Annotated in this window: 16 protein-coding genes and 6 tRNA genes; 1 reads left to right on the plus strand and 21 read right to left on the minus strand. The window is 56.5% G+C overall.

Translation table 11 applies throughout. The features are described from left to right. Positions 1–480 precede the first annotated feature (480 nt). From B5F28_RS03765 to B5F28_RS03865, 21 genes are all read right to left on the minus strand, one after another. Complete coding sequence (locus B5F28_RS03765; RefSeq protein ID WP_087293534.1) at positions 481–1,038, minus strand: tyrosine-type recombinase/integrase; 558 nt, start codon at positions 1,036–1,038, stop codon at positions 481–483. A 63-nt stretch (positions 1,039–1,101) separates the two neighbouring features. After that, positions 1,102–1,353, minus strand: coding sequence for a hypothetical protein (locus B5F28_RS03770; RefSeq protein ID WP_087293536.1), 252 nt, complete (start codon positions 1,351–1,353; stop codon positions 1,102–1,104). A gap of 34 nt (positions 1,354–1,387) precedes the next feature. After that, positions 1,388–1,612 (minus strand): hypothetical protein, encoded by a 225-nt coding sequence (locus B5F28_RS03775; protein WP_087293538.1) that lies wholly within the window; start codon positions 1,610–1,612, stop codon positions 1,388–1,390. Beyond that, complete coding sequence (locus B5F28_RS03780; RefSeq protein WP_087293540.1) at positions 1,605–2,558, minus strand: hypothetical protein; 954 nt, start codon at positions 2,556–2,558, stop codon at positions 1,605–1,607. Before B5F28_RS03780 ends, B5F28_RS03775 begins: the two co-directional genes overlap by 8 nt. A 21-nt stretch (positions 2,559–2,579) precedes the next feature. Then, the gene (locus tag B5F28_RS03785) at positions 2,580–2,810 is read right to left on the minus strand and encodes a hypothetical protein (RefSeq protein WP_143424678.1); all 231 of its coding nucleotides are present in this window, start codon (positions 2,808–2,810) and stop codon (positions 2,580–2,582) included. Positions 2,811–3,120: 310 nt separating this feature from the next. After that, the gene (radA, locus tag B5F28_RS03790) at positions 3,121–4,524 is read right to left on the minus strand and encodes a DNA repair protein RadA (protein ID WP_087293544.1); all 1,404 of its coding nucleotides are present in this window, start codon (positions 4,522–4,524) and stop codon (positions 3,121–3,123) included. A gap of 21 nt (positions 4,525–4,545) precedes the next feature. Next, entirely contained in the window at positions 4,546–5,034 is a 489-nt protein-coding gene (locus B5F28_RS03795) for a deoxycytidylate deaminase (RefSeq protein ID WP_087293546.1), read from the minus strand. Between the two features lie 131 nt (positions 5,035–5,165). Beyond that, a tRNA-Cys gene (locus tag B5F28_RS03800) sits at positions 5,166–5,240 on the minus strand. A 7-nt stretch (positions 5,241–5,247) separates the two neighbouring features. Next, positions 5,248–5,323: transfer RNA gene (locus B5F28_RS03805), tRNA-Gly, on the minus strand. Positions 5,324–5,330: 7 nt separating this feature from the next. Continuing rightward, a tRNA-Phe gene (locus B5F28_RS03810) sits at positions 5,331–5,406 on the minus strand. Positions 5,407–5,411: 5 nt separating this feature from the next. Further along, positions 5,412–5,488 (minus strand) — tRNA-Asp (locus B5F28_RS03815). A 3-nt stretch (positions 5,489–5,491) separates the two neighbouring features. Next, positions 5,492–5,567: transfer RNA gene (locus B5F28_RS03820), tRNA-Val, on the minus strand. Between the two features lie 11 nt (positions 5,568–5,578). Continuing rightward, positions 5,579–5,654, minus strand: a tRNA-Gly gene (locus tag B5F28_RS03825). 181 nt (positions 5,655–5,835) lie between these two features. After that, positions 5,836–6,705 (minus strand): Hsp33 family molecular chaperone HslO, encoded by an 870-nt coding sequence (gene hslO, locus B5F28_RS03830; RefSeq protein WP_087293548.1) that lies wholly within the window; start codon positions 6,703–6,705, stop codon positions 5,836–5,838. Between the two features lie 2 nt (positions 6,706–6,707). Next, complete coding sequence (locus tag B5F28_RS03835) at positions 6,708–7,469, minus strand: class I SAM-dependent DNA methyltransferase (protein ID WP_087293550.1); 762 nt, start codon at positions 7,467–7,469, stop codon at positions 6,708–6,710. Then, positions 7,459–8,064: a ribosome biogenesis GTP-binding protein YihA/YsxC gene (yihA, locus tag B5F28_RS03840; protein WP_087293691.1), complete on the minus strand. Its 606-nt coding sequence runs from the start codon at positions 8,062–8,064 to the stop codon at positions 7,459–7,461. The genes B5F28_RS03835 and yihA overlap by 11 nt, the downstream gene beginning before the upstream one ends. Positions 8,065–8,082: 18 nt before the next feature. Further along, positions 8,083–10,524, minus strand: coding sequence for an endopeptidase La (gene lon / locus B5F28_RS03845; RefSeq protein ID WP_087293552.1), 2,442 nt, complete (start codon positions 10,522–10,524; stop codon positions 8,083–8,085). Positions 10,525–10,703: 179 nt separating this feature from the next. After that, the gene (clpX, locus tag B5F28_RS03850; protein ID WP_087293554.1) at positions 10,704–12,029 is read right to left on the minus strand and encodes an ATP-dependent Clp protease ATP-binding subunit ClpX; all 1,326 of its coding nucleotides are present in this window, start codon (positions 12,027–12,029) and stop codon (positions 10,704–10,706) included. 15 nt (positions 12,030–12,044) lie between these two features. Beyond that, on the minus strand, positions 12,045–12,629 hold the full coding sequence (locus B5F28_RS03855) for an ATP-dependent Clp protease proteolytic subunit (protein ID WP_087293557.1): 585 nt from the start codon (positions 12,627–12,629) through the stop codon (positions 12,045–12,047). 118 nt (positions 12,630–12,747) lie between these two features. Beyond that, on the minus strand, positions 12,748–14,046 hold the full coding sequence (gene tig, locus B5F28_RS03860) for a trigger factor (RefSeq protein ID WP_087293559.1): 1,299 nt from the start codon (positions 14,044–14,046) through the stop codon (positions 12,748–12,750). A 68-nt stretch (positions 14,047–14,114) separates the two neighbouring features. Then, positions 14,115–14,795: a metallophosphoesterase gene (locus B5F28_RS03865; RefSeq protein ID WP_087293561.1), complete on the minus strand. Its 681-nt coding sequence runs from the start codon at positions 14,793–14,795 to the stop codon at positions 14,115–14,117. A 62-nt stretch (positions 14,796–14,857) separates the two neighbouring features. On the opposite strand from B5F28_RS03865, the gene B5F28_RS03870 reads away from it, so the two are divergent. Continuing rightward, entirely contained in the window at positions 14,858–15,016 is a 159-nt protein-coding gene (locus B5F28_RS03870; RefSeq protein ID WP_087181463.1) for a DUF1540 domain-containing protein, read from the plus strand. Positions 15,017–15,058 lie beyond the last annotated feature (42 nt).

The following is a 15,058-nucleotide window of genomic DNA, read 5'->3' on the forward strand; positions in this document are numbered from 1 at the left end:
CCGCCCTTGCGCTGCGGCGCGGCAATCGTAACCCCGCGCGCTAAGGCGGGTGTTTGGCTGCGCCAAGCCACCCGCCTGTCCCTCGCTTGCGCGCGGGTGGGCCGCATACGGCAACGAATGCCAATAAAGGGGGCAAGCCCCCTTTACCCCATCCAACGCCCCCGCAAGCCCCCGCGCGTGCGCTCTCCCATTGTCCCCGCCCGTCCGGGGTCAAGGGGCGCGCCCTTTACGCAGCAAGGGCCAAGGCTTACGCCCTGGCCCTTGACCCCTGGTTCCATGCTGTCCGATGCTCCCGCGCTCGCACCCGAAGAAAACGCACGCGCGAAAGGAGCCCGGAAAACATGCTCATCCTACCAACCAACCGCCGTCAACTGCTCTGCTACGTGCTGGCCCTGGATGTGGCCCTCAAAGACCCCAACCTGCCCCCGCAGCGCCGCCAGCTGCTCCGCCGGTACTGCCGCGTCCTGGATGCTATGGCCGTCACCGGCGCTTTTTCCGGCCAGCCCCCGCCAGCTTGCGGCGGGTCAGCTCGTCCGCCAGCGCGTACAGCATGGTCACCTCGCGGTGGTCCCCGTCGTGGTTCAGCGCGGCAGCCACCTTGCCCAGGTCCCCGGTGCGCCGAAACTCCTCGACCGCGCCGATTTTCCGGGCGGTGTGCGTAGTGATCTGAGCCCCCGCAGGCACTACCCCGCTGGCCCGGAACAGCCGCGCAGCCCGCACCAGGTCCTTGTAGACCGCGCTCCGGGTCCGGTGCCGCCGCCAGTCCAGCCGCCCCTCGAAGACCCAAACCCGGCCCGCCTGGGCCAGCATCCGCTCGTACAACTCACGCGGCCAATATACCCGCCTGGTTTTGCCGGTCTTCAGTTCGCGCACCGTCATGCGCTGGCCCCGCCGCAGCGGCTCGGTTTTCAGCTCCAGCACATCGCTGATGCGCAGCTTGCTTGCCATGCAGCACTCCAGCGCCAGGCGGTTCGGCGGCATCAATGCCGCGAGTACATGCTCCATGTTGGGCCGGTCAAGCCAGTCCGCACGCCCCATTCAGCCCTCGCTCTCCTTTCCTGCTTTTGGTGACTGGTCCAGTGAAACGCACTGTTTGGCGCTTCATGCTGCGCTGTCCGGGTCCGGTGCCTTTTGACAGCTCGTCAGAAACCCGTGAAAACGCCCCTCGCAAATCGCCAAGGTTTCGCGGGCGACCCGTTCAGACTCGGGGTCTTTTCTCCACTCCGTAAAGTGCACCATGTAAGCCCAAAGGCAGCAATCCCCAAACAGGCGCAGCCCTTCCCCTCGCACCCGGTCTTCCAAATCGTACACCTGGCCCAAAGCCGCAGCAGCATCAAAAATCGGTCGTTCCATCGTCTTCTCCTTCCGGGGGCGTTGGCCCCCAATATCACACAATATCATCAACAAGAACCACCCTCGGGGCCGCCTGGCCCCTCTCCTCGTGGTGTTTCAGCAGCAGCTCCAGCGCGTGCATCCGCAGCGCGGGCGGCGGCAGCTGGTCCTGCCGCTGCCCGTCCTTGCCGTACACCGGCCAAACCACCTCACCGTCCGCAACGGCCAGCAGCCGCTTCTCAATCTCGGTCCACTCTTCCAGTTCCTTAACTTCATCCATTTTCTGGTATCTCCTTCCAGGTCCCAGGGCAGCCCGGCGCAGCCGTCTCCGGCCTGCGCTCGGTCCAGCGCCGCAGCTCCAGCAGCACCTCGCCGAAGGCAGCCCGGTCAAACTCCACCCGCCCGCAAGCCGCCAGCAGCGGCTCCAGCTTTGCACGCTTGCGGCGGCTCAGTTCGCCCAAGCGCTCCGGCTCCCGCCAGAGCGTGCGCAGGATGAAACGGTCCGTCTCGTTCAGCGCCGCCACCTCAAGGCTCAGCTGCTCCTCGCTGCGTACCCGGTAAACCGTGGGCCACTCACCGGCCACCCGGTCCGGGGCGCAGTCCGCCCCGTCCAGGGTCAGCTCCAGGCGCGTGAGCAGCTGCTCCAAGCCGCTCTCCCGGGTCTTGTTGTACAGCTTGTACCGGCCCGGCGCGTTGCGCTGTCCCAGGTACTGGGTCCGGTCCGAAGCGCTCCGGCGCATCTCCTCGTATTGCCGCCCGTCCTTCACAAGCTCGTACTCCTCGCGGCTCCCCGGAAGGTCCACCGCCAGGTCCCAGCGCTTCACCGTCACGCGCTCATGAGGGCCGCTTGCGTCCCACAGCGCGTTGAAGACATACCACAGGGCCTGGCTATGCCCCACCTTGTTGGGGTTCAGCTCCAGCCGTGCCCGGCGCGTGTCCACGCCGCTGGGGCCGTTCAGCCCCATGCCCAGCCAGAAGGACCGGTCTCCGGGCAGCTCGAAGCTGAATTGCTCCCGAAAGGTCCCCATCTTGTAGCTGGTCCAATGCCGGTACTCCACCCAAAGCAGACCGGCCAGCCGGTCAAGCACCCCCTGTCCCGCCCGGTACTTCACAGCGAAGTCCAGGAGTAGCTTGTCAATGCTGTAGGTGCTGCCGTCCTTCGCCGTGGTTTTCCAGGTGTAGACCAGCGCCCCCAAGGGGGCCTTTTTCTCTTCCTTGATGTACATTTGTACACAAGACAAGCCCTATTAGATATTGGGCTTGTCCGGCCAAATCAGGCGGGGGCGGAGCCGTCCATCCCGCTCAGTGAGTCCCACCTGCACAACATCACCGGCAGCACACTCCCGGTTCGAATACAGGTAGCCCACGTGCCCCTGTTCATCGGCCATGTAGACCCGCCACATGACGGTATCTTTGCGGCCCGGCTCCTTTGCGCGGAACACCTCTCGGCTCACACTCAGCACAGTTTTCTCCATCATAGCGATCACCTTTCTGGGGTATGAAAAAACCCCCTCAAATTCTGAGGGGGGTAACGCTATGGAGACTGGCGTACCGTATTTCCCTAAATCGTCCTTTTTGCAAAGCGCGGCGCGCTTCGCAAAAGTCCTGTATTTTGCGAAATACTATGTGAGCCAAAAATATGGGCCCCTGCCCTGCATCTCTCGCAGGCTCTGGCCCGTCGCTGTCTTTAACCATACTTGCTGTCAGTCCCTCAAGTTTCTAAATTGATTTTTGTTTCAGTGGCGCCGGCAATACATATCTGCATTCCGGCGCCGCTGATTCTTTTTGTTATTTAATTGCCTGAATGGCATCCCGGATATACGAAACGCCGACCAGCTCCATATCCGAAAACTCGCTGAGCTCCAGCTGCTTCAAGCTGTGCTTCGGCACGATGGCTTTTGTGAAGCCGATTCGCTGTGCCTCTCTCAGCCGGTTTTCCAGAAACGTTACGTTGCGGATTTCTCCGGCCAGACCAACCTCGCCGATGGCGATGGTCTTGTCCCCGATGGGCTTGTCCATCAGCGCCGAAGCCATTGCCAGACAGACCGCAAGATCACAGGCCGTTTCATTCAGATCCAAACCGCCCACAATATTGATGTAGACGTCCAGATTCGCAAAGAAGTACCCTGCCCGCTTTTCCAGTACCGCAAGCAACAGATTTGTCCGGTTGAAATCAAAGCCACTGGCGGCACGGCGCGGCGTGCCGAATCCGCTTTTCGTTACAAGGGCCTGTACCTCGCTCAGAATGGGCCTGGTGCCTTCCATGGTACAGGCAACGCAGTTTCCGCTGATGCCCAACGGACGGCCATCCAGAAGCAGCTGAGAGGGGTTCTCGATCTCAGTCAGACCGGTTCCCGTCATATCAAACATACCGATCTCGTTAGTGGAGCCATAGCGGTTTTTTACGCCCCGCAGAATTCGATACGGAAGGGTCTTATCCCCTTCGAAATATAGCACGGTATCCACGATGTGTTCCATGACCTTGGGGCCTGCAATTGCGCCATCCTTGTTTACGTGACCCACAATGAAAGTCGGGATCTCGCAGCTCTTTGCCACAGCCAGCAATCTGGCGGAGCATTCCTTCACCTGAGAAACACTGCCCGCAGACGAAGATACATCTGAGCAGTGCATTGTCTGGATGGAGTCGATCACCACCAGATCCGGACGCATCTGTTCGATCAGCCCACAAATCTCATCAATCTCTGTCTCTGCCACCAGACTGATGTTTTCCTGGGCAACACGCAGCCGGTTGGCACGCAGCTTGATCTGGCGGGTGGATTCCTCGCCGGTCACATACAAAACATGGTGGCTGCCAGAAATCGCACCGCACAGCTGCAGGAGCAAAGTGGATTTACCCGCGCCGGGCTCACCGCCCAGCAGAACCACACTGCCCAGAACGATACCACCGCCCAGAACCCGGTCCAGCTCATGAATTCCGGTTACAATGCGGCTTTTTTCCTCATCGGTGCTGATATCCGCCAGGCGGTCCGCCTTGAGGGAGGTTTGTCCCTGCACACGGCCGGTCGCCACACTTGCGCTTCGCTTTGACGCTGTGGATTTGCTTTCCACCATGACCACATCCTCGGTCATGGTATTCCATTCACCGCAGGAGGGGCAGCGCCCCATCCAGCGGGGACTGGTTTCCCCACAGTTGGAGCAGACATAAATGGATTTCAGTTTACCATCCTTCATTTGCCGGTATTCCCTCTCTGCTTAATATCCGAACACACCTTCCAGGGATTCATCCTGATCGATCCAGTCCTGCACCTCAATCACCCGATATTCATCCTTGGTGTCACGAATATAGACCCGCTCAATGCCCGCGTTGATGATCATTCGCTTACACATGGAACAACTGTTAGCGCTTTGTACATAGTCTTTGGTGGCCATATCGATGCCCACCAGATACAGCTGACTGCCCAGCATCTTATCGCGAGGCGCACTGATGATCGCGTTCGCTTCCGCATGTACACTGCGGCAGACCTCATAGCGCTCTCCACGGGGAATCTGAAGCTTCTGGCGGATGCACACGTTCAGATCGCTGCAGTTCTTTCTGCCTCGGGGAGCACCCACATAACCGGTGGAGATCACCTCGTCGTTTTTTACGATCACTGCACCGTAATTCCGACGCAGGCAGGTCCCTCGCTGCAAAACGATCTCTGCAAGATCCAGATAGTAATTGATTTTATCGCGGCGCTCCATTGGCAACCCCTCCCCAATTTATTTAATAGTAGTATTATAGCATAGCTGCCAGTCGGTTAAAAGCACCGGCAGACCAAACCTCTTTTTGCAGGCAACAAAAAATCCCGGCTGCAACTGCAACCGGGATCTCCTGGAGGTGCTGACCAGATTTGAACTGGTGAATGAAGGTTTTGCAGACCTTTGCCTTACCACTTGGCCACAGCACCAAAAAAATGGAGCGGCTTACGAGGCTCGAACTCGCTACCTCCACCTTGGCAAGGTGGCGCTCTACCAGATGAGCTAAAGCCGCTTATAAATGGTGCCTCCGATCGGAATCGAACCAATGACACGGGGATTTTCAGTCCCCTGCTCTACCAACTGAGCTACAGAGGCAAAATTGGCGACCCGGATGGGGCTCGAACCCACGACCTCTAGCGTGACAGGCTAGCGTTCTAACCAACTGAACTACCGGGCCACATGGTGGAAGTTACAGGGCTCGAACCTGTGACCCTCTGCTTGTAAGGCAGATGCTCTCCCAGCTGAGCTAAACTTCCAGACAAAAAAATGGAGCGGCTTACGAGGCTCGAACTCGCTACCTCCACCTTGGCAAGGTGGCGCTCTACCAGATGAGCTAAAGCCGCTTAACGATGTGGTTTTTGTGCCGCTGTCTCTCAGCGACGTTGTTTATTTTACCGCATCTTTCTTCTTTTGTCAACAGGTTTTTGAAAAAATTTTTCGTATTTTTATTATGCCCCGCCGGGCCTTTTCCGGTTGGCCTCGGCGGGGCAATTCTACAATAGAAAACAGCTGTTGCAGCCTGAATCAATCCAGGCTTTTCAGAAGCTTGTTCACATCCACATGATATTTCTTATCGCAGAACTGGCAGTTCACTTCCACCACAGGCTCCTCTGCCGCCAGCTTTTCCAGTTCGGCACGACCCATGCTGATCAGCGCGCGCTCAACACGTTGCTCAGTGCAGTCGCAGCGATATTCCACGTCATACTCATCCAGTACCTGCGGATCAAAGCCCTGCATGACCATTCCCATGATATCCTGCATGGTCTTCCCCTGCTGCAGCAGAGTAGTCACACTGGGAACATTGGCGATGTTCTTTTCCAGCATGGTGATCTCTTCCTCGGTGGCACCAGGCAGCAGCTGAAGCAGATAACCACCCGCGCAGGAAATGGACAGATCGGGATCTACCAGAACACCCAAGGCGCACACCGTGGGGATCTGCTCACTGGTTGCGTAATAGCTGGTGATATCCTCCGCAATCTCGCCGGATACCAGAGGAATCTGGCCCACATAAGGCTCTTTCAGTCCCAGATCGCGCACAATGCTCAGGGTACCATCCCGGCCCACTGCGCCGCCCACATTCAGCTTTCCGTCCGGGCGCAGAGGAATCTCCACCACGGGATTCTCCACATAGCCCTTTACGCAGCCCATGCCGTCTGCCACAGCCAGAACAGTACCCGCCGGGCCTCCGCCGTTTACCCGCAGGGTAATGGAATCCTTACTGTTTTTCAGCATGATTCCCATAATGGACGCTGCAGTCAGCAAACGGCCCAGAGCCGCACTGGTTACCGCGCTGGTTTTGTGAATCTGTTCCATAGTGCGAACCAGATTGGTGGAATCTACACCACAGAAGATCACGCCGCCATTCTCCGAAATGCCGCGAATCATATTTCCCATAATTATCGTTTCTCCATCTGTGTATATTCTTTGATTGCCGTGATGATATAGCGCTGGCTTTCCTCGGTAAGGGGCCCAAATGTCTCCCCGTCACACACGGTTTCCATCCGCAAGCCATAACGCCGGAGTACATCTTCCACATATTCCAGAGGATAGGTATACTCCTTGAAATGCTCCTCAAAGTGTTCGTCGGTATCCAGATAATGAATGCCGATCTGAATATCCACTGTCTGCTCTGTTTCGTCGTAATGGTTTTTCCAGCAACAGGTAGCATCCGGCCCCTCCAGATCGAACACATTGTCTGCCAGCACTTCCTTGTGCTTGTAAGGCGTATTCAGATCAAACAGGAAGATGCCGTCCTTTTCCATGAAAAAAGCCGCCTTTTCAATGGCCTTTTCAAAATTCTCCTTCGGACCAATGTGATTATAGGTATCAAAGGTGGAGATGGCCGCACGGATCGTGCCATACAGGTCCAGATTCAGGATATCCTGCCGCAGGAGCAGCAGACGCTCTGAAATTTCCAGCTCGTCTGCCTTTTCCCGCAAAACAGCCAGCATTTCCTCGGACTGGTCCACACCGATCATATCGTAGCCTGCTTGGGTAAGCATCAAAGTCAACTCACCGGTACCGCAGCCCAGATCGACCACGATTCCGTCCAGGATGCCGTTCTTCTCCAGCTGGCTTTTCACATACAGATACAGCGCATCATAGTCCGCCGCGCCATTCAGCTCATCATAGAAGTAGGCAAACTCATTATACGCCATCTTCCGCTTCCCCCTGCTGAAGGCATTGCTCGAACAGAGCCTGCAGCTCGGGGATTCCTGTTCCCTTTTCGCTGCTGGTCAGAATCACCGCACTGCAGCCATAGCCTTCACAAAGCTCTGCAAACCTCTGCTTTGTGGGCTCGATCTCACTTTTCTTCAGTTTATCCGCCTTGGTGAGCGCCACCACAAAAGGAATCTGCCGGTATTGCAGATACTCCAGCATCTGCATATCATCCGCCGAGGGCATATGGCGGCTGTCCAGCAGCTGCACCAGCAGCATCCGATTGCGCTCTGCATCAAAATAGCTGTTGATCAGCTCATCCCAGCGACGGCGGTCTGCATTGGATACCTTGGCGTAGCCGTATCCGGGCAGGTCCACAAAGTAGGCAGTATCCACCGTATAAAAATTGATGGTAGCTGTTTTGCCAGGGGTAGCACTTACCCGCGCCAGATTCTTCCGGTTGCACAGCTTGTTGATCAGGCTGGACTTGCCCACATTGGACCGGCCGGAAAACACAAACTCCGGCCGGTCGCTGTCCGGCAGCTGGCTGGACAGACCGTAGGACGCCTGAAAGTCCGCCTTATTATAATTCAGCATTTGCACATTCTCTCCTTACTGCTGCACCACATTTTCCATCGGATCGTTTCGGTCTCCACCTGCAATGGGTGCCGCCGCTTTTTTCGAACGGCTCTTCTTTTCCGCAGCCTTCGGCCACACCAGCGCAGCCTTTAAAACCTGGCCCAGATTGCTCATGAGCAGGAACTCCACTGCCTTCTTCACTTCCTCATCCACTTCGTACAGATCACTCACATTGTCCTTGGGAATCAGAACCGTTTTGATTCCTTCCCGGTATGCGGCCATGCTCTTTTCCTTCAGACCGCCAATGGGGAGCACATTGCCGTGCAGGGTGATCTCACCGGTCATTGCCACATCCGCCCGTACCGGCATACCGGACAGGCAGGACACCAGAGCAGTGGTAAGGGTAACACCGGCAGAAGGGCCGTCCTTGGGAACCGCACCCTCCGGCGCATGAATATGGATATCCGCATTCTTGAGCACCGCCGGGTCAATGTGATATTCCGCACCGTGGACCCGCACATAGCTTACCGCCAGCTTGGCGCTTTCCTTCATTACATCGCCCAGAGAACCGGTCAGCTCGATTTTCCCGCTTCCGTCCGGAATCACCAGTACCTCAATGGGAAGAATCTCTCCGCCCACGCTGGTCCAGGCAAGGCCATTGGCAATGCCCACCGCATTGGTCCGGTTGTAGAAATCCGGCTTTACCCGGCGGGGACCCAGAAGTTCCTCCAGATCGGCAGCGCCGATGGAAATCTTTTCCGCGTCGCCGCTGGCAAGCTGCCGGGCGCATTTGCGCAAAACCTCTGCAATCCGGCGCTCCAGCCGGCGTACACCTGCTTCGCGGGTATAGCCGTCGATCAGGCCGTACAGGCCGCTGTTGGTGATGGTGACCATTCCCTCCATCCCGTTGCTTTTCAGCTGCTTGGGCAGCAGATGACGCTTGGCAATGTTGAACTTCTCCACCCGGGTATAGCTGGGCAGCTCGATCACATCCATACGGTCCAGAAGCGGTGCCGGGATGGTATCCAGACTGTTGGCCGTGGTGATGAACAGCACCTGGCTCAGATCAAAGGGAATATCCAGATAATGGTCCCGGAAGGTCTTGTTCTGCTCCGGGTCCAGAGCCTCCAGCAGCGCTGCTGCGGGGTCGCCCCGGAAATCGCTTGCCAGCTTGTCGATCTCATCCAGCAGCAGCAGGGGGTTCATGCTCTTGGCCGTATTGATCGCACTGATGATTTTACCGGGCATGGCACCGATATAGGTTCTTCTGTGGCCGCGGATCTCTGCTTCATCCCGCACGCCGCCCAGGCTCATCCGGGCATATTTCCGCCCGATGCAGGTAGCGATGGAACGGGCAATAGATGTCTTGCCCACGCCCGGAGGGCCTACCAGGCAGATGATCTGCCCTTTCAGTTCCGGGTTCAGCTTGCGCACAGCCAGAATCTCCAGAATGCGATCCTTGACCTTTTTCAGCCCGTAATGTTCTTTGTTGAGAATATTCTCTGCCCGGCGGATGTCCAGATCATCCACCGTATACTGGCCCCAGGGCAGGCCCAGGCAGGTATCCAGATAGGTGCGGATCACCGCCGCCTCCTGACTGTTGCCGGGCATACGGCTTAACCGATCCATTTCCTTACCCAGTTTTTCCACTGCCTCCTGCGGCAGATTCAGTGCCTCCATCTGCTGACGATAACGGTCCGCCTCAAAGCGGGTGTCCTCGTCTTCGTCCAGCTCCTGAGCAATCACACGCATCTGCTCCCGCAGGTAGTAGTCCCGCTGGTTTTTATCCATCTGGTCATTCACACGCTCGTGGATGTCCTGTTCAATGGCCAAAACCTGATTCTCCCGCTTGAGCAGATCCACCAGCTTCTGCAGGCGCCCCATCAGAGTGCCTTCGTCCAGAATGGCCTGCTTATCTTGGTACTTGAAGAGCAGATTTGCCGGAACGTATTCACTCAGGAATACCGGATCGTTATTTGTAACAATATTGTAGACCACATCCTTGGAAAGGCGGCTGTTCAAGCTGAGATACTGTTCAAACAACCCCTTCAGGCTGCGAACCAGCGCCTCAGCCTCCACGCTTTTTTCCGCCTTTACACCGCGGACCGGCGCAGGCTTGATGGACGCTACCAGCATCTGGTCATTGCTTTCCACTGCCAGCAGACGGGCGCGGGTCTTGCCCTCCACCAGCACCTTAACCAGCTCATCGGATACCCGCAGAATCTGTTTGATCTCCGCCACCACGCCATGCCGATACAAATCGTCCGTGGTAGGATCTTCCGTTTCCATATCGCGCTGGGCGATCAAAAAGATCGGGCTGCTGTTGGCCATGGCCCATTCGATGGCCGCAATGCTCTTGGCACGGCCCACTTCAAAATGTACAACGTTATTGGGGAACAGCACCAACCCGCGCAGCGCAATGGCGGGAAGGCGCTCCACATTGTGCTCCACTTTAATCTTCACACGCTCAGACATATCCAGGGAACCTCCTGCTGCCTCCTTGAAAAAAGAGACGGTTCAATATAGTGTATTTGACTTTATATTATACACAAAAAGTAGAGTTAATTCAAGTAATGCCCGGTGAACATCTAAGGAATGAACGCACCAAAGGGGCCCTCTTACAAGCAGAGAGCCCCTTTCGGCATTCCGGCCCATTACAGGATCGGCATATTGTTCTTATAACGCTTGCGCACTGCGCCGTATTCCAGCTCCGGCTTGCCGCCATTCACCGTATCCTCGGTAATGGTCGCCCGGATGATGGTGGGATCGCTGGGGATCTCGTACATGATGGGAATCAGCATGTTCTCCATCACGCTGCGCAGACCACGTGCACCGCTCTTTCGCTCGATGGTCTTGCGGGCCACCATGCGTAGAGCGTCGTCGGTGAAGTCCAAATCCACATTATCCATCTTGAACAGCGCCTGGTACTGCTTCACGATGCTGTTCTTGGGCTCCTTCAGCACACGGACCAGGGCCTCCTCGTCCAGTGCTTCCAGAACGGTGATCACGGGAATACGGCCGATCAGCTCGGGAATCAGGCCGAACTTCACCAGATCATGAGGCTCCACCTTGCGCAGCAGGGCCTCCCGCTCCTTCTCCTCGCCGCTCTTCAGCTGGCTGCCAAAGCCCAGAACCGAGGTTTCGGTGCGGCGCTGGATGTACTTCTCCAGGCCGTCGAAGGCGCCACCGCAGATGAACAGGATGTTTTTGGTATTGATCTGAATGAACTCCTGCTGGGGATGCTTGCGTCCGCCCTGGGGAGGAACGTTGCTCACGGTGCCCTCCAGGATCTTCAGCAGAGCCTGCTGAACGCCCTCACCGCCCACATCGCGGGTGATGGAGGGGTTCTCGCTCTTGCGGGTAATCTTGTCGATCTCGTCGATGTAAATGATGCCGATCTCGGCCTTCTGGATATCAAAATCCGCAGCCTGAATCAGCTTCAGGAGAATGTTCTCCACGTCCTCGCCCACATAACCAGCCTCAGTCAGAGTGGTGGCATCCGCGATTGCGAAGGGAACGCCCAGCATCTTGGCCAGGGTCTGCGCCAGCAGAGTCTTGCCCACACCGGAAGGGCCAAGCAGCAGAACATTGCTCTTCTGCAGCTCCACGTCCTTGTCATCGCCGCTGAGGATGCGCTTGTAGTGGTTGTAAACTGAAACCGCCAGCACACGCTTTGCGTCATCCTGCCCAATCACATACTGATCCAGACCCGCCTTGATCTCGGCGGGAGTCAGGATATTGATGGATTCCGTGGCGGCCGGACGGCTCGCACTGCTCCGGGGCTTCGCGGACGGCTGCTGCTGACGAGGCGGCTCCGGCACGCCCTCCTCATCCAGCAGCGAGTGGCACAGTGTGATACACTCGTTGCAGATGTTTACGCCGGGGCCAATGATCATGCGCTCCACTTCGTCCTGGCTTTTGCCACAGAAACTGCAGTGGAGTGTTTTTTCCTTATCTTTTCCGGAATTGATATTTGCCATACAATCAGCTTTCCTTTATCGATGAGTGATCACTGCGTCGATCAGGCCGTAATCCGCAGCCTGCTGCGCAGACAGGAAGTTGTCGCGTTCGGTGTCCGCCACAATGGTCTCATAGGACTGGCCGGTGTACTCGCTGAGCATGCGGTTCATGCGCTCACGGGTACGTACCAGATGATCGGCATGGATCTTAATGTCGGTGGTCTGACCCTGCAGGCCGCTCATCAGCGGCTGGTGGATCATGATCTCGGCGTTGGGCAGCGCCAGGCGTTTGCCCTTGGTGCCGCTGGCCAGCAAAAACGCACCCATGGAGGCAGCCATACCCATGCAGATGGTGGAAACATCGCACTTGATGTATTTCATCGTATCATGGATGGCCATACCTGCACTGATGGAGCCACCGGGGCTGTTGATGTACAGGCTGATATCTTTGTCCGGGTCCTGGCCTTCCAGATACAACAGCTGCGCCACAACCAGGCTGGCGGTGGTATCGTTCACCTCATCGCACAGCATAATGATGCGGTCGTTCAGCAAACGGGAAAAAATGTCGTAAGAACGCTCTCCTCGAGCGGTTTGTTCAATGACGTAAGGAACCAAACTCATGATTCGTCGCCTCCTGTTGATAAAATTAAGCGCCTGCAAAATGACCGATACGAGCAGTTATATTGCGCGTACCGGTCATTTTGATTCCGCTTATGTAAGGGGAAGTGTGCCGAAAGGATTACTCCTTGGTTACCTTCTCCTCGGTGATCTCAGCCTTCTCCTTGATGAAGTCGATGGCCTTGTTCACAGCCAGATCCTTCTTCACCTCGTCGGCATTGACCAGAGACTTCACCTTGTCGATCTCCATCTTGTACTGATCGGCAATGCGCTGCATCTCGTTCTCGTAGTCCTCGTCGCTGGCAGTGATGTTCTCAGCGGCGGCAACGGCCTCCAGAGCCAGGCGGATCTTAACCTGCTTCTCAGCCTGCTCCTTGAAGGAAGCACGGAAGCTGTCCATGGTCTGACCCATGTACTGCAGGTACATATCCAGCTTCAGGCCCTGCTGAGCCAGACGGTACTCGAAGTCACGAACCATCTCGTCCATGCGGTTCTCGTACATTACCTCGGGAATATCACCCTCGATGGTAGCGATCACCTGGTCAACCAGATCGTTCTCAACAGCCAGAGCAGCCTGCTTCTCGTTCTGCTCCTCCATACCCTTGCGGATGTTAGCCTTCAGCTCATCCAGGGTATCGAACTCGCTCACGTCCTTGGCGAACTCGTCGTCCAGCAGGGGCAGCTCCTTGGTCTTTACCTCGTGCAGCTTGATCTTGAAGACAGCAGCCTTACCAGCCAGCTCCTTGGCCTGGTACTCCTCGGGGAAGGTCACGTTCACGTCGAACTCCTCACCGGCAGCGTGGCCAACAACCTGCTCCTCGAAGCCGGGGATGAAGCTGCCGGAGCCCAGAACCAGGTTGTAGTGCTCGGCCTTGCCGCCCTCAAAGGCGACGCCATCCACAAAGCCCTCGAAATCGATATCGGCGGTGTCGCCGTTCTCAGCCTTGCCATCGCGGGTAACGATGCGGCCGTTGCGGGCCTGCATGCGGGCCAGCTCGGCATCCACATCGGCGTCCTCAACAGTATTGACCTTCTTGGTGGCCTTTAAACCAGCGTACTGGCCAACCTTGATCTCGGGTTTCACAGCCACAACTACCTTCAGCACAACGCCGTCCTCCAGGCTCTGGGAAACGATGTCGGCTTCGGGGCGGCCCACAGGCTCGATGCCGGCTTCCTTCACCGCAGCCTCAAAAGCCTCGGGGAACAGATCGTTGATGGCATCGTAGTGGAAGATATCAGCGCCATACATCTTCTCGATCACAGCGCGGGGAGCGTGGCCCTTGCGGAAGCCGGGCACGTTGTACTTCTTGCCTTCGCGCTTGAACGCCTTGTCAATGGCAGCCTTAAAAGCCTCGGCATCCACCGAAAACTGTAACTCATGCATGCTCTTTTCGAGCTTTTCACTTTTTACGAGATTCATTTTATTTCCTCCATACAAAGAAATTCAATTTATTATACCATGCTGTGCATGGAATTTCCATACTTTCGTTAAATTTTATATGGGCAAAATGCCAGTGCATCCGCCGAAATCAGTCGGTATTCAATGCCATCCACCATTCCCTGCACCGCAAAACGGATCGCATTCCCGTGCAGGTGCCCGTAAAAGCAGCGTTTTACATTGTATTCCTTCAGCAGGTCGATCACCTGCTGGGCGTTGGCATTGGGATATACCGGAGGGTAATGCAGAAAGGCAACCCGCTCGGCCCCCTCCGGTGCCGCCTCCAGGCTGGTACGCAAACGGCCCAGCTCACGGTTCATCACCTTTTCGTCGTGGGGCTCTCCCACATCGAACATCCAGCTGCGGGTGCCGCACACGGCCAGGCCCTCGGCCAGAATGGAATTGTTGTGCAGGATATGAAGGCTGTCAAAGCCTTTTTCCTGCAAAAAGCGCTCCATCTTCTTGACGGTGGTCCACCAATAGTCGTGGTTTCCCTTTAAAAGCAGTTTCTGACCGGGCAGGCGCTGCAAAAAGGAAAAGTCCTCAGCAGTATCCTCCAGCTTCATAGCCCAGCTGGTATCGCCCGCCAGCACAACCGTGTCCTCCGGGCGCACCAGCGTATTCCAGTGATGCTCCAGCTTTTCCATGTAGCCCTGCCAGCCCGGAAAAATATCCATGGGTTTTTCGCATCCCAGCGAAAGATGCAGATCCCCGATCGTATAAATTGCCATATATTTCTCCTCATATTCCAGTCGATCCGGCAAACAATAACCTCACAAAGGAGGTTTTGAAAATGGAACACAAAGAACCTGTCATTCGGGGAGTATGCTGTGATGTACGCAACTGCGTCCACAACGACGGCTCGTGCTGCTGCACCGCCGATTCGATCCATGTGAACCGCTGCTCCGACGATCCGGGCAAAACCAAATGTGATACCTTTGCAGAGATCTGATCAAAAACAGTTTCTCTGCTCCGGGAAACAGCAGTGCTGCTT

Source organism: Gemmiger sp. An194 (assembly GCF_002160145.1).
GTDB lineage: Bacteria > Bacillota > Clostridia > Oscillospirales > Ruminococcaceae > Allofournierella.